Raw genomic sequence first — 23,196 nt, forward strand, 5'->3', positions numbered from 1 at the left:
CTGCTACTCCGGCGGGGGCGCGGCGACGACGGACGCCAGCTGGGGCTGGCTGGCGGCTTTGACCTTCTCGAACAGCTCGCAGTAATAGGGCAAGCAGTCGGCCATCGCCTGCTCGGTGGTGAACAGCGGCCGGTAGCCGAGGTCGCGCTCCGCCTTGGCGACCGAGAAGTAGTTGTCGAGGTAAAGGCGTTCGACGGCAAGGGGTTCCAGCGGCGGCTGCGGCAGCCCGAACTTGAAGTGCAGCCGCTGCCACACCGACATGACGTCGCGAACCAGCCGGCCTGATACCCGCACGCGCGGCCAGCGCACGCCGCACTCCTCGACGATCGGCCGGGCGAACTCGAACATGTTGATCGGCTCGGCGTCGTTGATGAAGTAGGCCTGGCCGGGCGCGGTGCCACCCGGCACCAGGTGTTCGGCGGCCAGGATGAATCCGTGAATCAGGTTGTGCACGTAGGAGTTATCCAATTTGGCGTTCTTGCTGCCGATGAGCACCTTGACATGGCCGGCGACAACGCTTTCGAACAGCTTGCGAAACATCGTCTGGTCGCCGCGGCCCCAGATGCCGCTGGGCCGGATCGAACAGGTCAGCAGTCCGTCAATTCCGTTCTGCGACAACACGAACTTCTCGGCGACGACCTTGGTTTCGGTGTAGAGGTCGTTGAACCGGTCGGTGTAGGGCAGAGTTTCGTCGCCGTTGGCGATGCGCCGGCCGCCCATTACCACGCTGTTCGACGCCGTGTAGACGAACCGTTTGGTTCCGGCCTTCTGCGCGGCGTGTACGAGGTTCTTGGTGCCGTCGACGTTGACCGCGAAGCTGCGACGGCGGTACTCGTCGGTGACCGACGCGCCGCCCATCAACTCGATGATCGCCGCGGTGTGGAACACCGTGTCGATCCCGTCGACCGCAGCAGCAACGGTGGCCGGATCGCAAATGTCGCCCTGCAGCACCTCCAGCCCCGGTTGCGGGGACAGCGGCGACGGCGCGCGGTCAAATGAGCGCACATGGTAGCCGAGGTCCAGCAGCCTGGTCACCAGGTTGGCGCCGACGAATCCGGAACCTCCGGTGACCAGGACGCGGCCGAGTTCAGTGGTCAGCGATGCATCACCCATGCGACGAGCATAACTGAAACGTGTTCCAGTTTGGGACGGAAATCCTCGAACTGGTTGCCCGGTCAACTATCGTCGGCGTCACTGGCGGCCAGCGCGTCGGCCACTCGCTTGCGAGCTCCAGCTAAGTGCTCTTCGCAGCGTTTAGCCAGCTGTTCGCCTCTTTCCCACAGCTTCAGCGAAGCATCGAGGTCGAGCCCACCCTGCTCCAGCAGTCGCACTACCTCGATCAGCTCGTCGCGGCATTCCTCATACCCGAGCTCACTAACAGGCTTAGTCCCCATCGGTCGGTCCTTCGCTGATCGCCGCCACCGCGCCGTCGCCGACCCGCACCCGCAACCGGGTCCCGGCCGGCGCGTCGTGCACCGAGCGCAGCACTGAAGCGGGTCCAGATGACGGAATGGTCTGCACCACCGCATAGCCGCGGGCCAGGGTGGCGGCGGGACCCAGCGTCGCCAGCCGGGCGGCCAGATGGCCCACGCGGTCGCTCTCCGCGCCGATCAGCCGGGCGATGTCGCGTCGCACCGCGGACCGGGCGCGGTAAATCTCGTCGGCGCGCACCTGTAACGCGGCCAGCGGCTCGGCGAGCACCGGCCGGCTGCGCAACGAAGCCAGCACACGTTCTTCCCTGGACACCCAATTGCGCAACGCCTGGGCGCTGCGCCGCCGCAGGTCGTCGATCAAATGCTGTTCGGCCGCGGTATCCGGCACGATCTTCTTGGCCGCATCGGTGGGGGTGGCGGCACGCAGATCGGCGACCAAGTCGCACAACGGATTATCGGGTTCGTGACCGACCGCGCTGACCACCGGAGTGCGGCAGGCCGCGATCGCGCGGCACAGCGTCTCGTCGGAAAACGGCAGCAGATCCTCGACGCTGCCGCCGCCGCGGGCCACCACGATCACGTCCACGTCGGGGTCGGCGTCCAATTCGCCTAGCGCCTCGACGATCTGCGGGACGGCGTTGGGGCCTTGCACGGCGGTGTTGCGCACCGCAAAGCGCACCGCGGGCCAGCGCGCGACGGCCACCGTCGTCACGTCGTGCTCGGCGGCGCTGGCCCGGCCGGTGATCAGCCCAATAACGTTGGGCAGGAACGGAATCGGGCGCTTGAGCCGCGGGTCGAAGAGCCCCTCGGCGTCCAGCAGCCGGCGCAGCCGCTCGATGCGCGCCAGCAGCTCGCCGATACCCACCGGTCGAATTTCGCTCAGCCGCAATGAGAATGTGCCGCGCCCGGTGTAGAACGTGGGCTTGCCGCAGACCACCACCTGGGTGCCCTCGGCCAGTTTGACCGGCGCGCCCAGCACCAGATCACGCGGACACGTCACCGTCAGCGACATGTCGGCGGCCGGGTCGCGCAGCACCATGAACACGGTCTTGGAGTCCGGGCGGATATTGATCTGGGTCAGCTGGCCTTCCACCCACACGGTGCCCAGCTTGTCGATCCAGCTCGCGACGCGGATGGCCACCGCGCGGACCGGGAACGGGTTCTCGGCTGAATTCGGCTGCGCGGCTTGGGTCACTTCGCGGTCGCGCGGGTGATCCTGTTGGCCAGCAGCGTCTGGAACGGCGCGCGCGCCCGGGTGGCCTCCTCATAGGCCAGCAACGCCTCGAGCTCATCGACGTCCAAGGTGTTGAGCCGCGCCCGCAGCTGCGCCAGGGTCAGCGTCTCGTAGTCGAGCTCCTTGGCCACCGGCGGCGCGGGAGTGTCGGACGCCGGCTTCTTCTTGGCGTGCCTGGCTATCGGCGGATCGGCCGGCGCATCGGATGTCGAGTACAGCGCGAACCGCCCTTCGGCGCGGCGTTCGCTGTCAGCGGCGTCGACGGCGGTCTGTTCCTCGTCCAGGTCCTCGTCGAACGTAGCCCACTCCGGCTGCTCGTCCTTCGGCGGGAAGATCGTCTCCAGGGTGGCGTCGCCCTTGATCACCAGATCGGCCATATTCTGCTGGAAGCGCATCACGATGTGCGCGGCCTGGCTGGCCAGTGTCATCGGGTACATCAGGATGGTTTTCGGCAGCTTGATCGTCTCCTCGACGGCGACGGTCGCCGCTCCCACCAGCAGCCGGACCCCATACGGTGCAGTAGCCATGCGTCCCAGCCTGCCCTACGCAACGGTCCAGGCCAAGCTGGCCCCGACGTGTCGGCGGTAAGTACGCTGGTTGGCATGCCACCGACCGTCAACATGGGGATTCCGAGCGCGGCGGGCTCGGTGGTCGAGCCGGCTACCGGCAAGCGTGTGCTGCTGGCCGAGCCCCGCGGCTACTGCGCCGGCGTCGACCGCGCTGTCGAGACGGTCGAGCGTGCGCTGGAAAAGCACGGCCCGCCGGTCTATGTCCGCCACGAGATCGTGCACAACCGGCATGTGGTGGAGACGCTGGCCAAGGCGGGCGCGGTGTTCGTCGACGAGACCGACGAGGTTCCCGAAGGCGCGATCGTGGTGTTCTCCGCGCATGGCGTGGCGCCGACGGTCCATGCGTCGGCCGCCGAGCGTGATCTGCAGGTCATCGACGCCACCTGCCCGCTGGTCACCAAAGTGCACAACGAGGCCAAACGCTTCGCCCGCGACGACTACGACATCCTGCTGATCGGTCACCAGGGTCACGAAGAGGTCATCGGCACGGCCGGCGAGGCGCCCGACCATGTGCAGCTGGTCGACGGGCCCGGCGCCGTCGACCAGGTCACGGTCCGCGACGAGAACAAGGTGATCTGGCTGTCGCAGACCACGCTGAGCGTCGACGAGACCATGGAGACCGTGGAGCGACTGCGGGAACGCTTCCCGAAGCTGCAGGACCCGCCCAGCGACGACATCTGCTACGCCACCCAGAATCGCCAGGTCGCCGTCAAGGCGATGGCACCCGAGTGTGAGCTGGTGATCGTGGTCGGCTCGGCCAACTCGTCGAACTCGGTGCGGCTGGTCGAGGTGGCGCTGGGTGCGGGGTCTCGCGCCGCGCACCTGGTGGACTGCGCCGACGACATCGACCCGGCCTGGCTGGACGATGTCACCACCGTCGGCGTCACGTCCGGAGCGTCGGTGCCCGAAATCTTGGTGCGCGGCGTGCTGGAGCGGCTGGCCGAACACGGCTACGACGTGGTGCAGCCGGTGACCACGGCCAACGAGACGCTGGTGTTCGCCCTGCCGCGAGAAATCCGCCCCGCCCGTTCCTAGTTCGGCTGCTTTACGCCTCGGTGTCGCGCGGGGGTGAGTTCCGGTAGCGAACCCGTGAGATCGGGTGATGCGTTGCCGTGGCGCCCGTCGGGGCGGCCCGGCGGCGCGGCGGCTCGGCGGGCTTGGCCGGCTCGTACGGCTCGATGGGGTCGTACGGGTCGAAGCGACTGCTGCGGCGGCTGGCCGCCCCGCCGCGACGCACATGCGGGTCGCGACGGATCTCCCGTGGCGGCCGGCCGCGCAGGTCCGGGTCGCGCGGCATCCTGGTTCGCCGCGGCACGTCGGGCGAATCGGCGTCGCGGGCGGGCGCCGGCCGACGACGACGGGGACGTTCGACCGCAGGCTCGGCCGCGTCGTCCAACGGCGGCCGCACATGCCGGGAGCGGGAGGCGGCCGGGCGCCTGGCCGGTCGTCCACTCGCTGCCTTGCCCGATCTCGTCGAACGCTCGCTGCGCCGTGCCCGGGCCGTCGCGGCCTTGCCGGTGTGCTCGGGCTTGGCGGATTCGCGCCCGAGGAGCGATGTCAGCTTGGCGACGATGCCGCCCTTGCCCTCGCTGGCCGTGTCGGCTTCACCCGTCGCCGCCGAGCGCGCCCCCATTCCCAGATACCAGCGGACCATCCCGATCAGCAGCACGGCGGCCGAGGTGAACAGCATCAGCGGGAAACGCTCGATCAGCGGATAGCCGCAGTTGATCAGCAGGTCCTTCAGCCCGGTGATCTTGGCGCCGTGGAACAGCCAATACGCCCCGGGCACCGCACAGAACAGGATCAGTGGCGGCTGGATGACCCCGGTGAAGACGCCGGCCTGCCGCACCGCCAGCACCGCCCCCAGGCAGCCCACAACATAGAGGGCGGAGAAGACACCGGTCAGCTCCTTGTTGCCCGACCCGGCGTCGAACGCGAAGCCCACCGCGGTGGCCGTCACGCCGATGACGACGGCCGCCCACCACGGAACACCGGGCATGCTGGGGATGATCGAGCGATGATCCGCCGTCACCGCCGATCTCGCCCGCTGTGCTGACACATGTTGACCGTACCGGCTCGGCGCCGAAAGGCGCGTAAAGACCTGCCCTCGAGCTTTAGGGGCGACCCGCTGCGCCCGGCTCCGCCGCGCTTGCGATCGCCCCTACACTTGGCTCCCTGTGAGCTTGAGCCTGGGGATCGTGGGTTTGCCCAACGTCGGCAAGTCGACGCTGTTCAACGCGTTGACCAAAAACGACGTGGTGGCCGCCAACTACCCGTTCGCGACCATCGAACCCAACGAGGGCGTCGTGCCGCTGCCCGATCCGCGGTTGCCGAAGCTGGCCGAGATGTTCGAGTCGGAGCGGATCGTTCCGGCGCCGGTGACGTTCGTCGACATCGCCGGGCTGGTCGCGGGCGCGTCCGAAGGTGCCGGGCTGGGCAACAAGTTCCTGGCCAAGATCCGCGAGTGCGACGCGATTTGCCAAGTGGTGCGGGTGTTTTCAGATGACGACGTGGCTCACGTCGCCGGGCAGATCGACCCCAAATCCGACATCGAGGTCATCGAGACCGAGTTGATCCTGGCCGATCTGCAAACACTCGAACGCGCCGTGCCGCGGCTGGAGAAAGAGGCCCGCAACAATAAGGACCGCAAACCGGTCTACGAGGCCGCCGTGGCCGCTCAGCAGATCCTCGACGGCGGCAAGACGCTTTTTGCCGCGGGCCTGGACGCCTCGCTGCTGCGGGAGCTGAACCTGCTGACCACCAAGCCGTTCCTGTATGTGTTCAACGCCGACGAAGCGGTGCTGACCGATGCCGCGCGGGTCGCCGCGCTGCGTGAGCTCGTGGCGCCCGCGGACGCGGTCTTCCTGGACGCCAAGATCGAAGCGGAACTGGCCGAGCTCGACGACGAGTCGGCCGCCGAGCTGCTGGAGTCCATCGGGCAGACCGAGCGCGGCCTCGACGCGCTGGCCCGGGCCGGCTTTCACACCCTGAAGCTGCAGACGTTCCTGACGGCCGGGCCCAAGGAGGCGCGGGCGTGGGTCATCCACCAGGGCGACACCGCGCCCAAAGCGGCCGGGGTGATCCACTCGGACTTCGAAAAGGGTTTCATCAAGGCCGAAATCGTGTCGTACGACGACCTGATCGCCGCCGGGTCGATGGCCGCCGCCAAGGCGGCCGGCAAGGTGCGGATGGAGGGCAAGGACTACGTGATGGCCGACGGTGACGTGGTGGAGTTCCGACACGGAGCAACAACTAAGCCGGTGAAGTAGCCGTTGGCTTGGCCGCCTCTACCGTCACGGGCCGTAGAGATGAGAGGCAGTCACATGACAACCACTACCAACGCCTTCCACCCGATCCCGCTGCCCACCGGCATCGTGTTCGTCGACAACTGGCAACCCGTAAATCCGCAGCCATACCGCGTTGTCATGGGCGCCGACCCCAGCATCGACCGCCGCGACGTGAAAGTGCGGACATCCGCCATTCAGTTCGCCGACGGCCGCATCGACGATGCCCACATCGAACCCCAGGCGATTCACGTCGACGACTGCGACTGGCCCCTGACCGCCGCCCAGGCGCGCGAGCTGGCCGCTGTGCTGATCGCGGCCGCCGACCAGGTCGACGCGATGTCAGAGCCCACGGGAACGGTCGACGCATGAAAACCGTATTCGCACTGGCGATCGCAGCCGCGGCGGCGGGGGGCATCGCTGTCGCGCCGGCAGCCCACGCCGACCCGGACCGGCTGCGACTTCACCCACAGCTGCAGCTATGACCCCAAATGGAGTGGCCCACTGATGCCCACGTGGGACGCGCCGGGCACCTATGGGGGGTGGACCGCGCTGCCCGAGCTCTGCGATCCAATCACGTACCGCTGCGGACAGGTAGCGGCGCCATGAGGCCGTCGAATGTGCCGCCGCGCTGGTAAGAAACGTTGACAGCGCGTCCACTGGAAGACTACAGATACCGTTGTGCGTTGTGACTGAATCCGGTCCAAGCGATACATCCGCTGCGGGTGTTGTGCCGGGGAGCCTCGGCTGGCGCATCCAGGTTGCGACGCTGGCGCACCGATTCTTCGGGATGATCCACGACCCGAAAGTGGCTCAACTGATCGAGCAGCCAGCGGACGGGGGGAAAGCCGGCGCGTGGCCCGTCGCGTACTTCACGCTGTATCTGCAAAAGCTCGGGGTACCAGGGGGCAACGCCTCCGCGGTCATCCGGATTTTGAGCGCGATGGAACACGTCGGCCTACTAATGCGTGCGGGTTGGCGAGCCGACATGGTCGGCTGGCCCATGCAGGGTCAGCTATACATTTCCCAGGGAGTGCAATCGCAGCAGATCAGCGGCAACCTGTGGCTGTCAGAAGTTCTCGGCGCCGAGCTCGTCATCGAGTCCTATAACGCGGTCACGGTTCTGATCGGCGGCGGCGAAGGCAAACCAGTGGGCACCGGATTAGTGCTGGACCATAAGCATGTAGTCACCAACCGCCATGTCATTGAGGGGCTGGTTGGCCCGGGCGTGATCAATCGCAACATCGAGGTCCGTGCGTCATTCACGCCGCCTGGAGCCCAGCCGCGAATCCGCCAATCTCGGATCATCGCCCACGGCGAAATCGACGTGGCAGTCATCGAGACAGAGCTCGCGGAGAACGAGCAACTCCTTGCGCTGCCCGGCATGTCATTCCGTGACCCCAAGTGGCACGACGAGGTCTGTGTATTCGGGTACCCCTACGTCCCCGGTCTGACCGAACGGACCATCATTGTCGAGCACGGCACGGTCGTGAAACCGTCGACGCAGGGCGCCGCGGTGGGTGGATACCCGCGCCAAAAGACTTTCCTAACATCAGCGATCGCGCGGCCAGGCAACAGCGGCGGCCCGATCGTGGCGCAAGATGGGCGCGTGATCGGCCTGGTCGTCGAGAACGCACGACACGGTTCCGGCGCAAGCGCTGGCGGCGCACCACCAGCGGACGAGCCCGATCACGAACTGCGCGAGTCGCAGTCGCGATCGAACGACCCCGACTCTCCGCCGTTCTATCGCGGCATCCCGGCCAGTGAAGTCATCCGCGCGATCGAGGAACTTCATTTCACTGGTATCGCGGTGATTGAGAACCCCGTCTAACGTGGTCGTCTTCGCCTGGCGCGGAGTCACATCGGAGCGAACAATACATACCTACGACGTCGAGGTCTACCGCGACGGTCCCTGGTGGATGGTCCGCATCCCCGAACTCGACGGACTCACCCAAGCACGCCACCCCGGCGAGATCGAAGACATGGCCCGCTCACACATCGCGGTGAGCACCGATCAACCCATCGACACAATCGCGGTGTACGTACGCGATTGATCCCCGGCGAGCAGCTTTTGCGCGAGCTACCGTTGACCGTGTGACGACGCTGTTTGATCAATTCGAGCGAAACGATCCTTCTCCGATGTCCTACGGGGGCAGTGTTTTTGACTTCTACAACCGGATCGATCGACCGGAGTGGGCTCGTGTGCGAGACGAGCTAGAAGACTGGTACCGCCACTACCGGAACGACAGCGAAAAGCTGAGGACAGACTTCCGCAGCCCCGATAACGATCAGCATTTCGCCACCTGGTGGGAGCTGTATGTTTATACTTTTTACCGGCTGCTCGGCTACGAGATCACAGTGGAGCCCACATTGCCCAATGGCAAGAAGCCGGATTTCCTGATAACCCGCGACGGTGTGGGCGCGTACGTTGAATGTAAGGCGGTTGTCGAAAGGTCCGTGAGCGCCTTGGAGGCGTCGATACTTGAGTGCACCGATAAGGCCAGCCACCCCGACTTCGTCGTGGAACTCGATATCGAGCAAGAGGGCAGCCTGCAGCCGGCCGTCGCCAAGATCCGCACGCCGCTTGAGAAGTGGTTGCAAGAGTTAAACGCCGATGACGTCATAGACGACCTCGAGGCCGGCAAGCCACTGCCGACACTCCCCCTCGAAATTGACGGCGACTGGCAGCTGTTGTACACCGCCTGGCCCGTTCCCCCCGAACAGCGAGGCAAATATACGCGCCTGCTGGGCATGCACTCAGCGCGCGTAATGTGGAACGACAGCGTGGGACTCATCAAACGAGCCGTCAAGGACAAAGGCAGCAAGTACACCGATGTCGACACGCCGCTCGATCACCCGTTGATCGTCGCGCTCAACACCGCGACGGTCTTCATCGACGACGACGAGGTAGACCAAGCGCTATTCGGAGCACGGTCGACATTGTGGAATCCCCACGGGGAACCGAGGTTTACTCCGCTGGGTCGCCGTACGAATGGATACTGGTGTGGCGATCCGCCGAAGGGAACTCGAGTGTCTGGCGTGCTATTGGGCCGCAACATAGATCCGTACGGAGCCGCTAGGGCCACACCACGCATGTGGATCAACCCGTGGCCCCAAGTCCCCATTTCCGAAACATACGGGCTCACGACAAACACTCTCCAAGATGACGAGCAAGTCCTCAGAACCGACGGCGACCTCGTGATCCACGAGTTGTTTGACCTACCCGAAAACTGGCCGCTGGTTGATAAGCAGCGGCGCTAACTTCCGGCTGTGCAATACAATTCGCGCAAATAACAGTCAAAAAAGCAGAGCATTTCCGACGGATCCGCGGTATGATCAGCGCCTGAGCGCGAACGAATTACGTTGTGGTGCAAGGCGGGAAGTCTCCGAACACCCCGCGCTCATCACCAGCCAACACTCATTTATGCTGGCGTTCTGCACGATCCGCGATCTCGGCCAAGCGGCGCCTCTCGGCCTGGACACGCTCGGCGTGGCGATCTGCCGCGCGCCGGCCCCAGTGGGCACCCGCGACCAGGCCGATAACCCCCGACGATTACCGGCCACAGCTTCACGATCAGGCCGACCGCAAAGAACGCAGAGCGACGAACTGCGTCCAACGATCGTAGCGCCGCGCGATGACATGCGAGGTGCGTCAACCGATCGCGGCCCTGATCTCGGCAGTCCACACCGTATGCCCAGCCATCGCGGCGCCTGGGTCGTAACTATCGCCCACCCGGTATCGCAACGGGCCCGTCCCGTCGACCAGTTCATCGAAATCGGCCTGAGCCATGTCGGCCACATGCCGGTCCTCGATTAGCGACAGCGGGTCATCAGCGCCCAGCAGCCACACCCGGCCGGCGTCGGCGCCTGCGTAGGTGAACCGGCCGGCATCCTTGCCGGCATGCTCGAGCGCGTCGGCCAGCCGGGCACTGTCAACCACAACATCACCATCCGATCGCAGGGCTTGCTCATGCGGGTACAGGTGCCCATCAATCCGCCAACGCGCCATCTTGTGATGCCAGTGCGCGATCAGCACATCGCGCAGCGGCGTCGCGCTACGGCCGCCGCGTGGCCGCCCCCTCTCCACCTTCGGCATCAAGCACCAACCCCTCTCCAACGAAACGTGCGTTCATCGGCTGGGGCCGAGGCCATGTCGGCGATGATGCCGATGATGTCGTTTTGCGGGGGGGGGCGAATGCATGCGCCGTCGGCGACGGGCATAGATCAACCTGCGGGTGCGGATTGATGAATTACCTTAGGAAATGGCAGGCCGTCTCGGCGCACGTCACCCGAAAAGCAGGGCGAGATCACCGTCAGCGTCGGCGGATACTGCGGAGGATATGCCGCCTCTATTTGTAGGCGATATCCGTCGGTGGCATAAGCGAAGCGATTCGGCTTTTCAAATCCGTTGCGCTCCATCACGGTGAGACCCCAGCTCTGCCAAAGTTCTCCGCTGCGAGCGACTAGCTCTGCTGGAGCAGTGCCTTCGGGACCAATCACATGCATGGCCGCCGTGTACTCGGTTGGTCCCGGACCCGGACCCGTGTAATTGTCATCGCACGCCAAATTGCTACCGCCCTGGCTGTCGCTGCTGTCGAGAACTGTGCCTGGCGGCAAGCCATCAACGGTTTTCTGTAAGTAGTGAAGCACCGTGTCTTGCGCCTCTTGTTGACTGCTCGGAACCTTCGGTGACGGAGCGACTGGGGTGGGCTCCATAGGTCCTCCTGGGATAGGCGTGGCGCCGGACGGCGTCGGCGGCCCGAGCGGTGCAGCTGGCCTGGTCGGTGAGCACGCGACAATCAGCGTACTGACAATGGCGATAGCTGCATGAAATCGAATTTTCGTCATGATGGTGGAGTGACGTCTGTTCTGCCAGCAATTATGCGCCCCATGTTGGCAAGCGCCGGGTTGCCCGGGTCCCAGTAGCTGCTGTGGGCGGCTACTGAGGGTAAGCCGAGCGGACCCGCCGGCCCGGGCGCAGCCTCGAAAGGAATGGCGCCAAATCCTGCTCCCGTCGGGTCAGGGCCAAGGGTGTAATCGGTAACCCAGTCGATGATGTCGTTTTGTGCTCGGGTTGCGAAAACGTGGGCACCGGGGTCGAGGTTCAGGTCGCTCGCGTGTCCTGTCAGCATCCCTGGGCTTCCCACGGCGATTACGTTGTTCGCGTCGAGGTGGTGGCCATCGAGCGCCGCTGCGCCCAGTTCGGTGGAGCCGTAACTGTGTCCGATGACCGTGTTGAGCGACGGGCCACCGGTGAGCGCGTCGTTGTGCGAGGCGCGCAATCCGGCCTGGAAATCGTCGAGCGCGGCGGCGCCGTTGTGGGCATAACTGGTCGAGGCTGCTTCCAGGAGGTTCATGGGCCGGTCATAACCCATCCACGTCGTCACCGAAACGTCTCCCGCCTGAAGCGTGCGGTCGGCCTCCCTTGCGGCCCAATACATTCTTTCCGACTTCTCGGCGCTGCCGTGGAAGCGCGCGAGGTCTTGGCCGGTGCCGGGCACGAAGGTGGCGTTGCGTTTGGCGGTATCGGGGTTGTTGATGGAGACCGCTGCGTGGCCTTTGTCGTCGATGATTCCCAGATACTTGGGTAGTTGGCCTGGCGGAACCTTGTCCGGTGGTGGGCCGAGCTCGTTTTGAACCTGTGAGTAACCGTCATGTGTGTGATTGGCGGCATCCCACTGCTTTTTCCATTCGGTGTATTGAATGTAGTCCAGGCGTGCGATCCCAGGCGCCTTGCCGGCCGCCCAGTCGGGATGTTGGGCGCGCAAGCGGTCCAGCTCAGCTTGGTTGGCTTTTTGTAGCTCTGCCAGATGCATTCGGTTGTAGTGGTCGCGATCGACAAACGGCATGCCGGCGTGGTTACCGATCGAGTGGTCTTGGGCATATAGCCGGTCTTTTTCCTCCTGGCTCAGCTTGTCCCAATGCTCGCGAAACTCCTTGGGGTCCTGCGGTACCGGCGTGGACGGCCGCTCGCCGGGCGGGGCGAGCGGCACCTCACGCCCGTTAGACGCCGGCCGCACGGTCAGCGGAGTTGCCGGCGGCTTGCCCAACTTGGCTGCTCCGGCCTGGACGAGCTGAACGTTTTCGGCGTGCGTCTCTTTGACCAGGCCTTTGATGAAGTAATTCTTCTGCTCGGAGGTGGCTTGTGGGTCGTTGGCGATTTTCTCGATCATCTGTTGGGTCTTCTCAACGTTTTCGATGATCTGCTGCTTGGTATTGGCCACCACGCCAGCCGAATCGCGATACAGCTTGGCCGCCGCAGCCGACCCGTTCACGTGGGCTTGCAGCGTGGTGATCTGCTGCTGATGTTTGGCGTGCGCGGCGTTCGCAGCCTGACCCGACCACACATCGTCCTCAAACAGCCTCGTGCGGCCCTGCTGAAACGCCCACAGCTGCTCATCAACGGCCTTTCGGTCAGCGTCGAAAGCGTCGGCAGCATCTAACAGGGTGGTTTCGTCGGCCTCAGGCCAGGCCGGCGGCGCGGTCATCTCCTCGCCGTACGGGCCGCCGGGCCGTTCGATGCCCATTGGCTAGCCCGACGCGGGGATGCCGGATATCTGCCGGTCAATCTCCTCGCCCAGCGGTTCATCGGTGCCGACATAGGCACGAGCTGCCGCGCCCAAAGCCTGCGCGTAGTTGCTCGCTTCGGCCTTGGCCGCCGGGCGATCCGCGACTAGGGGAGCGACAGCGCTGGTCACGTGGGCTGCGATGGCCGTCGACAGCGGATCGGCACCAGCGGGAGAGACCGGTTGCGGAGCGTCGGGGATCGCATTGGCAGCGCTTAGCAACTCCTGCCCTACGCCGGAAAGAAGCCCGGTCTTGACCCGCAAGTTAATCACCGCCATCGACACCCCCTCTCGCAATACGTCGTGTGGCAAATATATCCAACAGTCAGCAACGTCCGCCGCACCAATTGTCGACAAAACCCAAGGTGGGACGCTCCCCTTTTTACCCTCGGCTATCTATACCTAGTCTCCAGTGTCGGCTTGATCAGATCGCGTACCCGTTGGGCGTATCCCTGTTCGATTCGTTCGATCTCAGCAGCCATGCGCTTAATGCGATCCTCATAGACGGCGGCTTGTTCGGCGCGCGCGATGTTGTCGGCTTCCAGCTGCACCTGGATGTCGGGGTCGTCGCTGTTGTGCAAGGCTAGCCAGTCCGTGATGGCGGTAATCGTGAAATCGTTGGCCACGTGGTAGTGCTCGGATTGCAGCCGGGCGACGAACCGCAGCAATGGTTGGCGTCGATCTTCGACGGCTTCCCCACCCTCGACCATCACCTCAAACATCGTGTTCATTGTCCCTAGGACGGATGTGACTGCCTTGATGATGTCGGGGAACTGCCGCAGATCGCTCAGCGTGAGCGGGGCGTTTTCCGCCGTGCTTTGAGCGGTCGCGCGGACTCGGCGGATCAGCTCATCGAGCACCTCACATGCGGCGACCCCCATGGGCCGATGACCGAGCTTGGTATGGGTCTCCTGTCGCTTCTTTTCCAATAGGCGCAACATCGCATGTGGACTCTGCATCAACCACCCCTTCGGCCGGCACGCCAGCAGTACACCAGATCCGGCCGCAGTGTGCAGGGATTCGTCAGGAACTGTCGCCACTTCCGAAAACCCGGGTACCTCAAGCGAACTCGACCGTCCCGGGGCAGCTCACTGGGATCCATGCAGGTGGTTGATTGACGACATCTGACCTTCCCAGGACAGTGAGCGCATTCGGGTGAGTCGATCTATGCGTGCTCGTGGAGGTTCACCTTCGAGGGTTCGCAGCGCTCGATGCTGTGGGCCAAGGTCAGCAAGCACGCTAGAATTCTGTACATGTTGACGCTTCCGCTGGCTGAGGTCCGGGCCAACCTTTCCAAGCTGGTCGACGAGGCCGTCCGCACCCATGAGCGCATCGAGGTCACCCGGCAAGGTCGCCGGGCAGCGGTGATTCTCAGTGCGGACGACTTTGATTCGATCATGGAAACTCTGGCGATCCTCAGCGATCAAGAGTTGGTGCGTGAAGTCCGAGCAGCAGAGGCAGAGGCGGAAAACGGCCAGATCTACACGCGCGACGAGGTGAGTAAGGAGATGCGCGCCGCCGGTCGGCTCCCTCAGTGACATACCGAGTCGAGTTGACGACGGCTGCGAAGAAGGCGCTCACCGATCTGTTGCCAGAGTCAGTGGCCGTGGCGTGCTGGGAGTTTATTCGGGGCCCGCTCGCGGAAAACCCTCAGCGAGTGGGCAGACCGCTTCGCGGCCAGTTGGAGGGACGGTGCTCGGCGCGGCGGGGCCAGTTTCGCGTCATTTACCAGATCTTCGACGAACGGGTGGTGGTCCGCGTCATCCACATCGCGGATCGCCGTGACGTTTATTGGTGAGACGACGTGGTCGAACGTCTAGCGGCGAAGTCGCGAGCCGACCATTCTTGGAAGATGGCGACTGTGAAGCTAGCGAAACCGGCGCGGTGGTCAACAAGCCTGCTCGTGGGATTGGTTTTGTCCGCTCTCGGACTGGCTGCCGGCATCGCTCAGGCAGCCCCTAGCCATCACTGGTGCCCGGGTGATCCGTGGGATTCGAGCTGGGGCACGGCCTACGACTGGGACTGGAGTCAATGCCACGACTGGCAAGGCGCGGCGGGTCCGGCGGGCTTCGGTCCCTGGGGACCCCCGCCGACGTGGGCGCCGCCGCAGCCACCCCCACCGCCGTGGGCGCCAGGGGCACATGTGATGTGGAAGACGGATGACAATAGTTGGGGCTTCTGGAACAACAAGATATGGACGCCGATCTGACCCGGTCTTCCAAGCGGTAGCAAGCCGTTGCGTGATTCCTACACTTGACTAATGGCGCAGGTAATCCCACAGCGCGAGTTGCGCAATCACTACGCGCAGGTGGTCGAGGCCGTAGCAGCGGGCGAGACGTTAATCATCACACGGAACGGCGAACCGGTCGCCGAGCTTCGACCGATCCAGCCAGGGCGTCGCGCTTTCGTTCCGCGGGCTGAGGTGGCCGCGCTGGCAGCGACTGGCGTTCGAATCGATCGCCACCGATTCCGCGAGGACCTTGATCGTCCGATCGACCAGAACCCGCGAGTGAGTGGTCTAAGTCGCGAATTACGGGACGCTGACGGCGACTTCGCCGCCGAGTTGATATCCCGGCGCCAGCGGCAACGTATCGCCGCTCCAGAACGAACCGGGATCGAACCAATTGGACGGCTTTTCGGTGGCGAGCAATCCCATCTCCTGGTAGGTGATGGCGACCGTCTCGGCGCAGTAGGCGGTCTCCAGGCCGACATCGTTCCGCTGCGCTCTGCGTCGTTGCGCCACTTCACGAACCTTCTTGTCTACCACCGGGATTCCTTCTACCCAGTCGTATGCGGTCGGGATCCGGCCCAAGAGCCAACGCCCGGTGAGTCGCGCCGCGGTGGGGAAGGGGGTGCCGTCCAGGCGGGCGATGACCCGCAGCATGCGGTCCTCCTGCTCGCGGTCGGCATACGGCGTCAACTGCCGTAGCCAGCAGCGCTGGTGGTAGTGGTGTACCCAGCGTTCGACGGCTTGCCGGGCGTCGTTGAGTTGCACGCCGCGATGGTTGGTGCCGGTCCAGACGTCGGTCAACTTGTCGCCGAGCTCGGCATGCCAGATCAACGGCGGCAGGTCGTCGATGGCCACCGTCATCCCGACGTGGTTGACCGGGCTGTTGGACAGGGTCTGAATGGTGCGGTCCGGTCGGGAGCTGCCGCGAAACAGCCAGATGTCGCCGGTGCGGGTCTCATTCAGCGCGCGATCCAAGCTGACGGTGCTCGCATTCACACCCGCAGCTTATGCACACTTACCCCATGCGCAACGTGTGGAAGTGGCTCGGCGTGGCCGGTCTTGTCGGCGTGGCCGCAGGGGGAGTGCTGGTGGCCCGCGACCAGCGGCGGCGAAAGTCCTACCCGCCCGACGAGATCCGGGCCCGGCTGCACCAGCGGCTGGCCGAATCCGAATCTAAGCGGTAACCGCGTAGAGCCGCTGAGTCCCGCTGAACCCCTTCAGCTCGGCGTCGCGGCCGTCGTCGAAGGACACGTCGTCGCAGTCTTTGATGGCGTCGCGCACCGCCTCGCTGACCAGGATCTCCCCGCCCGCGGCCTCCCCAGCGACCCGAGCCGCCATCGCGACGTTGCGGCCGAACAGGTCGTCGCCGCGGCGCACCGACCGACCCATGTGGATCCCGATCCGTACCCGAAACCCGTTGCGCCGCTTACGTTGAGCGTCGCGCGCGAGGGCGCGCTGAAGCTCGACACCACACCGCACCGCATCCTCAGCACGGGAGAAGGCGATCATGAACCCGTCGCCCTGACTCTTCACGACATGCCCGGAGTAGTTCTTGACCAGCCGGCGCACCAGCTTGTCGTGGGCGTCGATCAACTTGACCCAGGCGCGGTCGCCGATCCGTTCGTTGAGCGCGGTGGATTCCTCGATGTCGGAGAACAAGATCACCACCCGCCCATCCGGGGTCACCCGGGCCAAGTCGGGCCGCTCCACTTCCGCCCAGTCGGCGAGATCCTCGATCGAGCTGCGCACCGCGGCGCCGAGCCCTTCTTTGCGCACCAGGTTCGCGGTCTGCCACACCGTCTTGACCGCCTCACGGCCCCCGGACAGCAGCCAGCTCCGGCTGTCGGCGCGGCGTCGCAGCGCCTCGGCCTCGCGTCGGCTGCGGGTCAGCGCCACCCACAGGAAGGCCAGCGCCGCGCCTTCCGCCACGGCGACCCCCGCCAGGACGTAGACCACGATCATCAGCCGGTCACCCATGCCAGGCATCTTTCCCGATCAAGCGTGCCGGGGCTCAGAGCATCCGTTGTCGGGCCCCACCGCAGTGTCTAGGGTGAAAACTGGCCGCCGCGGGGGGGCGAGGAACTTGTCGACGATGTGGGTGGAGGTCCAGGTTGGCCGAGCGCGGCGGTAGCTCCTCAGACATGTTGGTGATTTTCGGCATTACCGGAGATTTGGCCCGCAAGATGACCTTCCGGGCGCTGTACCGCCTGGAGCGCCGCAAGGCGCTGGCTTGCCCAATATTGGGGGTGGCCAGCGACGACATCACCAAAGAGGAGCTGGTCAAGCGGGCGCACAAAGCGATCACCGACACCGGCGAAAAGATAGACGACGCGGTGTTCGACCGACTCGCCGAACGGCTGTCCTACCTGCACGGCGATGTCACTGACTCGGCGCTGTACAAAAAGCTGGCCGAGCAGATCGGCTCGGACCGGCAATGCTTGTTCTACCTGGAGATGCCGCCGTCGCTGTTCGCCCCGATCGTGGAGAACCTGGGCAAGGCGGGGCTGCTGAAGCGGTCGCGCGTCGCGGTGGAGAAGCCGTTCGGCCACGACTTGGCGTCGGCGCGTGAACTCAACAGCCGGCTGCGCGCAGTGCTCGATGAGGAGCAGATCCTGCGGGTGGATCACTTCCTGGGCAAGCAGCCCGTCGTCGAGCTGGAATATCTGCGGTTCGCCAACACCACCCTGGCCGAGTTGTGGGACCGGCGGAGCATCTCCGAGATTCACATCACGATGGCCGAGAATTTCGGCGTCGAGGACCGGGGCAAGTTCTATGACGCGGTCGGTACGTTGCGCGACGTCGTGCAGAACCATCTGCTGCAGGTGCTCGCACTGGTCGCCATGGAGCCGCCGGTCGGTCCCAGTGCCGATGATCTCAACGACAAGAAGGCCGAGGTGTTCCGCGCGATGCCGGCGCTGGACCCCAAGCACTACGTGCGGGGCCAGTATCGCGGCTACACCGACATCGACGGCGTGGCCAAGGATTCGCAGACCGAGACATTTGTTGCGCTGCGGATGGAAATCGACAACTGGCGCTGGGCCGGGGTACCGATCTTCCTGCGGGCCGGCAAATCGTTGCCCGAGAAGGTAACCGAGGTTCGATTGTTCACCCGCCGCGTTCCCGCATTGGCGTTTTTGCCCAAGCGGGAACGAGCGTCGCGTAACCAGATCGTGCTGCGTATCGATCCCGACCCCGGGATGCGGTTGCAGTTGGTGGCCAAAGACGGTAACTCTTCCTGGCGCGATGTGCATTTGGACTCTTTGTTCGCTGCTGAGTTGGGCGAGCCCCTTCAGCCTTATGAGACGCTGCTGTCGGCTGGGCTGCGCGGCGATCGGCAGTTGTTCGCCCGAGAGGACAGCATCGAGGAGACGTGGCGGATCGTGCAGCCGCTGCTGGACACTCCCGGCGACGTCCACGAATACGAGCCCGGCTCGTGGGGGCCTGATGCCGCACGCTCGCTGCTGCGAGGCCATCACGGCTGGGAAGAGCCCTGGATGCCAAACAACCACGCGTCGAGGTAAGGAGAACTGACGACATGCAGCTAGGAATGATCGGCCTTGGCCGGATGGGCGCGAACATCGTCCGGCGCGTGGTCAAAGACGGCCACGAATGCGTGGTGTACGACCGCAATCGGGACGCCGTCAAGGCGATGGCCGGCGAGGACAACGTGACCGGGGTGTCGTCGTACGCTGAGCTGGCCGAGAAGCTCAGTAAGCCGCGGGTGGTGTGGGTGATGGTGCCGGCGGGCGACATCACCACCGGCGTGATCGAGGAGCTGGCCAAGACGCTGGACACAAACGACATCGTGATCGACGGCGGCAACTCCTACTACCGCGACGACATCAAGCACGCACAGATGTTGGCGGACAAGGGGATTCGGCTACTGGACTGCGGCACCAGCGGCGGGGTGTGGGGCCGTGAACGCGGCTATTGCCTGATGGTCGGCGGCGACGACGACGCCTTCAACCACGCCGAGCCCATCTTCGCCACCGTCGCGCCCGGCGTGGACGCGGCACCACGCACACCCGGTCGCGACGGCGAAGTCGCTCAAAGCGAGAAGGGTTATCTGCACTGCGGGTCGGCCGGGTCGGGCCACTTCGTCAAGATGGTGCACAACGGCATCGAGTACGGCATGATGGCCTCCCTCGCCGAGGGGCTCAACATCCTGCGCAATGCCGACATCGGTACCCGCATCCAGAAAGGGCAGGGCGACGCGGAGACCGCGCCGCTGGCCAACCCCGAGTACTACCAGTACAACATCAACATCCCGGATGTCACCGAGCTCTGGCGCCGCGGCAGCGTGATCGAGTCATGGCTGCTGGATCTGACCGCGATCGCGCTGCACCAAGCACCCGACCTCAAGGAATTCGCCGGCCACGTCTCCGATTCGGGCGAAGGTCGCTGGACTTGCATCGCGGCGATCGACGAAGGGGTTCCCGCGCCCGTCCTGACGTCGGCGCTGTACTCGCGCTTTGCCTCACGGCGCCTTGACGAGTTCGCCGACAAGGCGCTCTCGGCGATGCGCAAGCAGTTCGGCGGCCACGACGAAAAAGCTAGCGGCTGACCCGCAAGCACACCACTATCATTGCGCGGGCCGTCATCAAATGATGACGGCCTCCGGAAAGATGCAGACCCTCTGCGGCCATCGCCACTAGCGGCTGACGAACGAGACGACGACGTCACTGAATGCGTCGTTGTCGTCGCCGGCCGCGGTGTGGCCGGCCTCGGACAGTTCGACGAACTCGGCGCCCGGCACCGTGGCCAGAAAGTGCTGCACCCCTTCGGGACTCACCACGTCGGAAAGCTTGCCGCGGATCAACAGCACCGGAATCGTGAGACCCGCGGCGGCGTCCTCGAATTTCTCGGTGCGCAGTTGGGGGTCGTCGCCGGGCTTGGTCATAAACGCCGGATCCCAATGCCAGTACCAGCGGCCGTCGCGCAGCCGAAGGTTCTTCTTCAGCCCCTCCGGGCTGCGCGGCTTGGTCCGATGCGGCAGATAGGCGGCGACGGCGTCGGCGGCCTCTTCGAGCGTGTCGAACCCATCCAGACCGCTGAACATGAAATCGCGGATCCGCGCGCTGCCCTGCTTCTCGAATCGCGGCACCACATCCACCAGCACCAGCCGGGTGACGCGTTGCGGGCCGGCGCGGTCCGCTACCAGGATGCCGGTCAACCCGCCCATGCTCGCCCCGATCAACACCACCGGCCGCCCGATCGCGTCGAGCACGTGCATGACGTCGGCTGTCAGTGTCTCGACGTCGTAGTCCGCGTCGGGTGCCCGATCGCTGTCACCGTGGCCCCGGCTGTCGAGAGCCACCACATGGAATCCCTGGTCGGCCAGCACCTGGCCGGTGTTTTTCCAGGAGAACCGGTTCTGGCCTCCGCCGTGCAGCATCAGCACGCTCGGCCGGCCGTCTGCCGCGCCCCGGTTCCATTCGTCTGCGACCAGGGTGATCCCGTCGACGCCGGAGTACTCGACGGTCTGCGGTGTGCTGTTCATCGCCCTGACGTTACCGCTGCGATGAGTTTTGCCCGCCGCCCGAGTCGATCACATCGAAACGACGACTAGGAGGTGCCATGCCGGCGATCACGCCATCGCTGTGGTTCGACGACAATCTCGAGGAGGCCGCGCAGTTCTACACCTCGGTGTTCCCCAACTCGCATATCGAAGACTTCAAGCGGTACACCGAGGCCGGCCCGGGCGTGCCGGGGTCGGTGGCATGGGGCAGCTTCGTGCTCGACGGCACCCGATTCATCGGCCTCAACGGCGGCCCGCATTTTCGGTTCACCGAGGCGGTGTCTTTCACCGTCGACTGCACAGACCAGGACGAGGTCGACTACTACTGGGACCGGCTGACCGACGGCGGCGAGGAGTCGCAGTGCGGCTGGTGCAAAGACCGCTACGGGCTGAGTTGGCAGATCGTGCCTCAGCGACTCGTCGAGTTGGTGAGTGATCCCGATCCCGCACGTGCCGCCGCGGCCACCAGGGCGATGCACGGCATGCGCAAGATCGTCATCGCCGAGCTGGAAAAGGCTGTCGCGCAGCTTTAGTTCTAAAATTTCGGACGCCCGGGCGGGCCGGCGCCACGTAGTTTGGACACTATGGCTGACGACGTTTCCACCCCTGGCGAAGAGCCCGTCGAGGAGACGCAACCCGCGCCGGCGATGTCCACCACGCGCCCGAACCCCGTTCTCCGGATGTCACTGGTGGCCGGAGTGATCGGGACAGTGGTCCTGGCCGGGCTGGTCGGCTGGCTCGGTTTCCGCGACTACGAAGCGCACCAATCCGACGCGCGGCGCAATCTGTTCGTCCAAGCGGCGCGAGATTCCGCGGTGAAGCTGACCACGATCGACTACCAGCACATCGACGCCGACGTGCAACGCATCCTCGACTCGTCTACCGGCGGCTTCCACGACAACTTCTCTGCGCGGTGGCGGCCGTTCGTCGATCTCGTCAAACGGGACCACTCCAAACTGGAGGGCACCGTCAACGAAGCGGGGCTCGAATCCCAGGCGGGCGACGCGGGGCAGGTGCTGGTAGCCGTGACGGTGAAGTCAGCGAATCCCACAGGAGCACAGCAAGAGCCGCAGGTGTGGAGGATGCGGATCACGGTGCAGAAGATCGGCGACGAGGGCAAGATCTCCAACGTCGCATTCGTGTCATGACGCAGGTGTCGGAAACGACGACCACCGCGCGTCGCGCCATCTGGACGCACGTGCTGGTCTACGGCGTGGTCCCCGGGCTGGCCTTGCTGCTCGCGCTGGCGGCGGGCTATCTGAAGTGGCACGACTCGTCGATACGGAACGCCGACGTCGCCCGCATCCAATCGGTCCAGGCCGCAAAGGATTCCGCCGTTGTCCTGCTGTCTTTCCGACCGGACACCGTCGAGAAGGACGTCGAAGGTGCGCAGGGTCGCTTGACCGGCCACTTCCTCGACACCTACTCGCGCGTGACCCGCGAGGTGCTGATTCCCAACGCGAAGGAACGGCACGTATCAGCGACTGCCCGTGTTCCCGCGGCGGCATCGGTGTCAGCGTCCGAAAGCCATGCGGTTGTGCTGGTATTCGTGGACCAGACGGTCCAGGTCGGTGGCTCGCCGCCCGCCGACGCCGCGTCGAGTGTCCGGGTGACCCTGGATAAGGTCGGCGCACGGTGGATGATCTCGGGATGGGATCCCATCGAACCGCCGGCATGAAGAGGATCAGGTGATGACTGGACCGCGCTGGATTGACGTGCACGCCCCCGCGGTGGAACTGAAAGCACTGACCTGGGGGCCGTCCGACGGTCCAATCGCGCTGTGCCTGCACGGTTTCCCCGACACAGCATACAGTTGGCGCAAGGTTGCTCCGCGGCTGGCCGAGTCGGGTTGGCGGGTAATCGCGCCGTTCATGCGGGGCTACGTACCGTCGTCGATTCCGTCCGACGGCAGCTATCACATGGGGGCGTTGATGGACGACGCGCTGCGGGTGCGGTCCGCCGCCGGCGGCACCGACCGCGACGTGATCATCGGCCACGACTGGGGAGCCATCGCCGCGACCGGCTTGGCCGCGATGCCCGACAGCCCGTTCGCCAAGGCGGTGATCATGTCGGTGCCACCCGCGGCGGCGTTTCGGCCCCTCGGGCGGGTGGCCGACCGGGCCCGGCTGCTTCGCGAACTCCCGCGCCAGATGCTTCGCAGCTGGTACATCGTGTACTTCCAATTGCCTTGGCTGCCAGAGCGTTCGGCCTCGTGGGTGTTGCCGCGGCTGTGGCGGCGCTGGTCGCCGGGCTACGACGCCGAGGAAGACCTGCGGCATGTCGACGCCGCCATCGGCACCCCGGAGGGCTGGCTCGCCGCGCTGGGCCCGTACAGAGCCACGATCCGCAACACCCGCCCGCG

At 65.2% G+C, this 23,196-nt stretch carries 29 protein-coding genes and 1 pseudogene; 17 read left to right on the forward strand and 13 right to left on the reverse strand.

All coding sequences use genetic code 11. From position 1 onward, the window contains the following. Positions 1 to 3: 3 nt before the first annotated feature. From AWB95_RS17590 to AWB95_RS17605, 4 genes are all read right to left on the reverse strand, one after another. Positions 4 to 1,113, reverse strand: a complete 1,110-nt coding sequence (locus AWB95_RS17590; RefSeq protein ID WP_085168461.1) for a 3-beta-hydroxysteroid dehydrogenase — start codon at positions 1,111 to 1,113, stop codon at positions 4 to 6. 62 nt (positions 1,114 to 1,175) lie between these two features. After that, positions 1,176 to 1,394 (reverse strand): exodeoxyribonuclease VII small subunit, encoded by a 219-nt coding sequence (locus tag AWB95_RS17595; protein ID WP_085168462.1) that lies wholly within the window; start codon positions 1,392 to 1,394, stop codon positions 1,176 to 1,178. Continuing rightward, positions 1,384 to 2,628 carry an exodeoxyribonuclease VII large subunit gene (gene xseA, locus AWB95_RS17600; protein WP_085168463.1) on the reverse strand — a complete coding sequence of 415 codons (1,245 nt, stop codon included), beginning with the start codon at positions 2,626 to 2,628 and terminating at the stop codon, positions 1,384 to 1,386. The genes AWB95_RS17595 and xseA overlap by 11 nt, the downstream gene beginning before the upstream one ends. Continuing rightward, entirely contained in the window at positions 2,625 to 3,194 is a 570-nt protein-coding gene (locus AWB95_RS17605; RefSeq protein ID WP_085168464.1) for a lipid droplet-associated protein, read from the reverse strand. Before AWB95_RS17605 ends, xseA begins: the two co-directional genes overlap by 4 nt. 75 nt (positions 3,195 to 3,269) lie before the next feature. Here AWB95_RS17605 and AWB95_RS17610 point away from each other — a divergent pair, with 75 nt between their 5' ends. Next, positions 3,270 to 4,271: a 4-hydroxy-3-methylbut-2-enyl diphosphate reductase gene (locus tag AWB95_RS17610; protein ID WP_085168465.1), complete on the forward strand. Its 1,002-nt coding sequence runs from the start codon at positions 3,270 to 3,272 to the stop codon at positions 4,269 to 4,271. 10 nt (positions 4,272 to 4,281) lie between these two features. On the opposite strand, the gene AWB95_RS17615 is transcribed toward AWB95_RS17610, so the two are convergent. Continuing rightward, the gene (locus AWB95_RS17615) at positions 4,282 to 5,295 is read right to left on the reverse strand and encodes a DUF6542 domain-containing protein (RefSeq protein ID WP_139818513.1); all 1,014 of its coding nucleotides are present in this window, start codon (positions 5,293 to 5,295) and stop codon (positions 4,282 to 4,284) included. Between the two features lie 118 nt (positions 5,296 to 5,413). Here AWB95_RS17615 and ychF point away from each other — a divergent pair, with 118 nt between their 5' ends. The 5 genes from ychF (at position 5,414) to AWB95_RS17640 (ending at position 9,781) form a co-directional block, all read left to right on the forward strand. Next, on the forward strand, positions 5,414 to 6,505 hold the full coding sequence (ychF, locus tag AWB95_RS17620; protein ID WP_062539034.1) for a redox-regulated ATPase YchF: 1,092 nt from the start codon (positions 5,414 to 5,416) through the stop codon (positions 6,503 to 6,505). 54 nt (positions 6,506 to 6,559) lie between these two features. Then, the gene (locus AWB95_RS17625) at positions 6,560 to 6,892 is read left to right on the forward strand and encodes a hypothetical protein (RefSeq protein WP_062539033.1); all 333 of its coding nucleotides are present in this window, start codon (positions 6,560 to 6,562) and stop codon (positions 6,890 to 6,892) included. A gap of 316 nt (positions 6,893 to 7,208) precedes the next feature. Further along, a complete protein-coding gene (locus AWB95_RS17630; protein ID WP_232315547.1) occupies positions 7,209 to 8,351 on the forward strand; it encodes a S1 family peptidase in 1,143 nt (380 codons plus the stop codon). Continuing rightward, on the forward strand, positions 8,335 to 8,574 hold the full coding sequence (locus AWB95_RS17635) for a hypothetical protein (RefSeq protein WP_232315545.1): 240 nt from the start codon (positions 8,335 to 8,337) through the stop codon (positions 8,572 to 8,574). Before AWB95_RS17630 ends, AWB95_RS17635 begins: the two co-directional genes overlap by 17 nt. 40 nt (positions 8,575 to 8,614) lie before the next feature. Beyond that, complete coding sequence (locus AWB95_RS17640; RefSeq protein WP_062539031.1) at positions 8,615 to 9,781, forward strand: hypothetical protein; 1,167 nt, start codon at positions 8,615 to 8,617, stop codon at positions 9,779 to 9,781. A 391-nt stretch (positions 9,782 to 10,172) separates the two neighbouring features. On the opposite strand, the gene AWB95_RS23060 is transcribed toward AWB95_RS17640, so the two are convergent. The 5 genes from AWB95_RS23060 to AWB95_RS17665 all read right to left on the reverse strand — a co-directional run bounded on the left by AWB95_RS23060 (position 10,173) and on the right by AWB95_RS17665 (position 14,045). Next, positions 10,173 to 10,460: a hypothetical protein gene (locus AWB95_RS23060; RefSeq protein ID WP_139818514.1), complete on the reverse strand. Its 288-nt coding sequence runs from the start codon at positions 10,458 to 10,460 to the stop codon at positions 10,173 to 10,175. Positions 10,461 to 10,744: 284 nt separating this feature from the next. Then, a complete protein-coding gene (locus AWB95_RS17650) occupies positions 10,745 to 11,236 on the reverse strand; it encodes a hypothetical protein (RefSeq protein WP_232315542.1) in 492 nt (163 codons plus the stop codon). Between the two features lie 128 nt (positions 11,237 to 11,364). Then, positions 11,365 to 13,047 carry an alpha/beta hydrolase gene (locus AWB95_RS17655; RefSeq protein WP_062539029.1) on the reverse strand — a complete coding sequence of 561 codons (1,683 nt, stop codon included), beginning with the start codon at positions 13,045 to 13,047 and terminating at the stop codon, positions 11,365 to 11,367. 3 nt (positions 13,048 to 13,050) lie between these two features. Continuing rightward, positions 13,051 to 13,365 (reverse strand): PE domain-containing protein, encoded by a 315-nt coding sequence (locus AWB95_RS17660; RefSeq protein WP_085168469.1) that lies wholly within the window; start codon positions 13,363 to 13,365, stop codon positions 13,051 to 13,053. 113 nt (positions 13,366 to 13,478) lie between these two features. Beyond that, positions 13,479 to 14,045 (reverse strand): TAXI family TRAP transporter solute-binding subunit, encoded by a 567-nt coding sequence (locus tag AWB95_RS17665; protein WP_139818515.1) that lies wholly within the window; start codon positions 14,043 to 14,045, stop codon positions 13,479 to 13,481. Positions 14,046 to 14,339: 294 nt separating this feature from the next. On the opposite strand from AWB95_RS17665, the gene AWB95_RS17670 reads away from it, so the two are divergent. The 4 genes and pseudogenes from AWB95_RS17670 to AWB95_RS23970 all read left to right on the forward strand — a co-directional run. After that, complete coding sequence (locus tag AWB95_RS17670; protein ID WP_084706970.1) at positions 14,340 to 14,624, forward strand: type II toxin-antitoxin system Phd/YefM family antitoxin; 285 nt, start codon at positions 14,340 to 14,342, stop codon at positions 14,622 to 14,624. Positions 14,625 to 14,692: 68 nt separating this feature from the next. After that, complete coding sequence (locus AWB95_RS23825) at positions 14,693 to 14,884, forward strand: type II toxin-antitoxin system RelE family toxin (protein WP_269745716.1); 192 nt, start codon at positions 14,693 to 14,695, stop codon at positions 14,882 to 14,884. Between the two features lie 54 nt (positions 14,885 to 14,938). Next, positions 14,939 to 15,295: an Mtp family mycobacterial-type pilin gene (locus AWB95_RS24215; protein WP_476638861.1), complete on the forward strand. Its 357-nt coding sequence runs from the start codon at positions 14,939 to 14,941 to the stop codon at positions 15,293 to 15,295. Positions 15,296 to 15,346: 51 nt separating this feature from the next. Beyond that, positions 15,347 to 15,460 (forward strand): annotated as a pseudogene (locus AWB95_RS23970) (type II toxin-antitoxin system Phd/YefM family antitoxin); the annotation flags it as partial. Between the two features lie 156 nt (positions 15,461 to 15,616). Here the strand turns inward: AWB95_RS23970 and AWB95_RS17690 are convergent. Beyond that, positions 15,617 to 16,312, reverse strand: coding sequence for a hypothetical protein (locus AWB95_RS17690; RefSeq protein ID WP_062539025.1), 696 nt, complete (start codon positions 16,310 to 16,312; stop codon positions 15,617 to 15,619). Positions 16,313 to 16,338: 26 nt separating this feature from the next. On the opposite strand from AWB95_RS17690, the gene AWB95_RS23325 reads away from it, so the two are divergent. Continuing rightward, on the forward strand, positions 16,339 to 16,500 hold the full coding sequence (locus AWB95_RS23325) for a hypothetical protein (protein ID WP_099539742.1): 162 nt from the start codon (positions 16,339 to 16,341) through the stop codon (positions 16,498 to 16,500). Here the strand turns inward: AWB95_RS23325 and AWB95_RS17695 are convergent. Beyond that, positions 16,490 to 17,302, reverse strand: a complete 813-nt coding sequence (locus AWB95_RS17695) for an adenylate/guanylate cyclase domain-containing protein (protein WP_062539024.1) — start codon at positions 17,300 to 17,302, stop codon at positions 16,490 to 16,492. The two genes, AWB95_RS23325 and AWB95_RS17695, sit on opposite strands and share 11 nt — an antisense overlap. Before the next feature lie 125 nt (positions 17,303 to 17,427). Here AWB95_RS17695 and AWB95_RS17700 point away from each other — a divergent pair, with 125 nt between their 5' ends. Continuing rightward, entirely contained in the window at positions 17,428 to 18,837 is a 1,410-nt protein-coding gene (locus tag AWB95_RS17700) for a glucose-6-phosphate dehydrogenase (protein ID WP_062539023.1), read from the forward strand. Between the two features lie 14 nt (positions 18,838 to 18,851). Beyond that, entirely contained in the window at positions 18,852 to 19,880 is a 1,029-nt protein-coding gene (gene gnd, locus AWB95_RS17705; protein WP_062539022.1) for a phosphogluconate dehydrogenase (NAD(+)-dependent, decarboxylating), read from the forward strand. An 87-nt stretch (positions 19,881 to 19,967) separates the two neighbouring features. On the opposite strand, the gene AWB95_RS17710 is transcribed toward gnd, so the two are convergent. Further along, positions 19,968 to 20,816 carry an alpha/beta fold hydrolase gene (locus AWB95_RS17710; protein ID WP_062539021.1) on the reverse strand — a complete coding sequence of 283 codons (849 nt, stop codon included), beginning with the start codon at positions 20,814 to 20,816 and terminating at the stop codon, positions 19,968 to 19,970. A gap of 77 nt (positions 20,817 to 20,893) precedes the next feature. Here AWB95_RS17710 and AWB95_RS17715 point away from each other — a divergent pair, with 77 nt between their 5' ends. The 4 genes from AWB95_RS17715 to AWB95_RS17730 form a co-directional block, all read left to right on the forward strand. Continuing rightward, positions 20,894 to 21,367 carry a VOC family protein gene (locus AWB95_RS17715; protein WP_062539020.1) on the forward strand — a complete coding sequence of 158 codons (474 nt, stop codon included), beginning with the start codon at positions 20,894 to 20,896 and terminating at the stop codon, positions 21,365 to 21,367. Between the two features lie 51 nt (positions 21,368 to 21,418). After that, positions 21,419 to 21,982: a hypothetical protein gene (locus tag AWB95_RS17720; protein ID WP_062539019.1), complete on the forward strand. Its 564-nt coding sequence runs from the start codon at positions 21,419 to 21,421 to the stop codon at positions 21,980 to 21,982. Further along, complete coding sequence (locus AWB95_RS17725) at positions 21,979 to 22,512, forward strand: hypothetical protein (RefSeq protein ID WP_062539018.1); 534 nt, start codon at positions 21,979 to 21,981, stop codon at positions 22,510 to 22,512. The genes AWB95_RS17720 and AWB95_RS17725 overlap by 4 nt, the downstream gene beginning before the upstream one ends. Positions 22,513 to 22,525: 13 nt before the next feature. Further along, positions 22,526 to 23,196, forward strand: a 671-nt coding sequence (locus tag AWB95_RS17730; protein WP_085168472.1) for an alpha/beta fold hydrolase, incomplete at its 3' end; no start/stop codon positions are given.

This window comes from Mycobacterium celatum (assembly GCF_002101595.1).
Classification (GTDB): domain Bacteria; phylum Actinomycetota; class Actinomycetes; order Mycobacteriales; family Mycobacteriaceae; genus Mycobacterium; species Mycobacterium celatum.

Excerpts from the sequence above, each read along its gene's own strand:
- AWB95_RS17590 (WP_085168461.1), bottom strand. The coding sequence starts at position 1,113 with ATGGGTGATGCATCGCTGACCACTGAACTCGGCCGCGTCCTGGTCACC.
- AWB95_RS17595 (WP_085168462.1), bottom strand. The coding sequence starts at position 1,394 with ATGGGGACTAAGCCTGTTAGTGAGCTCGGGTATGAGGAATGCCGCGAC.
- AWB95_RS17605 (WP_085168464.1), bottom strand. The coding sequence starts at position 3,194 with ATGGCTACTGCACCGTATGGGGTCCGGCTGCTGGTGGGAGCGGCGACC.
- AWB95_RS17610 (WP_085168465.1), top strand. The coding sequence starts at position 3,270 with ATGCCACCGACCGTCAACATGGGGATTCCGAGCGCGGCGGGCTCGGTG.
- AWB95_RS17625 (WP_062539033.1), top strand. The coding sequence starts at position 6,560 with ATGACAACCACTACCAACGCCTTCCACCCGATCCCGCTGCCCACCGGC.
- AWB95_RS17650 (WP_232315542.1), bottom strand. The coding sequence starts at position 11,236 with ATGGAGCCCACCCCAGTCGCTCCGTCACCGAAGGTTCCGAGCAGTCAA.
- AWB95_RS17655 (WP_062539029.1), bottom strand. The coding sequence starts at position 13,047 with ATGGGCATCGAACGGCCCGGCGGCCCGTACGGCGAGGAGATGACCGCG.
- AWB95_RS17660 (WP_085168469.1), bottom strand. The coding sequence starts at position 13,365 with ATGGCGGTGATTAACTTGCGGGTCAAGACCGGGCTTCTTTCCGGCGTA.
- AWB95_RS17665 (WP_139818515.1), bottom strand. The coding sequence starts at position 14,045 with ATGCAGAGTCCACATGCGATGTTGCGCCTATTGGAAAAGAAGCGACAG.
- AWB95_RS17670 (WP_084706970.1), top strand. The coding sequence starts at position 14,340 with ATGTTGACGCTTCCGCTGGCTGAGGTCCGGGCCAACCTTTCCAAGCTG.
- AWB95_RS24215 (WP_476638861.1), top strand. The coding sequence starts at position 14,939 with ATGGCGACTGTGAAGCTAGCGAAACCGGCGCGGTGGTCAACAAGCCTG.
- AWB95_RS23325 (WP_099539742.1), top strand. The coding sequence starts at position 16,339 with ATGCGCAACGTGTGGAAGTGGCTCGGCGTGGCCGGTCTTGTCGGCGTG.
- AWB95_RS17695 (WP_062539024.1), bottom strand. The coding sequence starts at position 17,302 with ATGCCTGGCATGGGTGACCGGCTGATGATCGTGGTCTACGTCCTGGCG.
- gnd (WP_062539022.1), top strand. The coding sequence starts at position 18,852 with ATGCAGCTAGGAATGATCGGCCTTGGCCGGATGGGCGCGAACATCGTC.
- AWB95_RS17710 (WP_062539021.1), bottom strand. The coding sequence starts at position 20,816 with ATGAACAGCACACCGCAGACCGTCGAGTACTCCGGCGTCGACGGGATC.
- AWB95_RS17715 (WP_062539020.1), top strand. The coding sequence starts at position 20,894 with ATGCCGGCGATCACGCCATCGCTGTGGTTCGACGACAATCTCGAGGAG.
- AWB95_RS17720 (WP_062539019.1), top strand. The coding sequence starts at position 21,419 with ATGGCTGACGACGTTTCCACCCCTGGCGAAGAGCCCGTCGAGGAGACG.
- AWB95_RS17725 (WP_062539018.1), top strand. The coding sequence starts at position 21,979 with ATGACGCAGGTGTCGGAAACGACGACCACCGCGCGTCGCGCCATCTGG.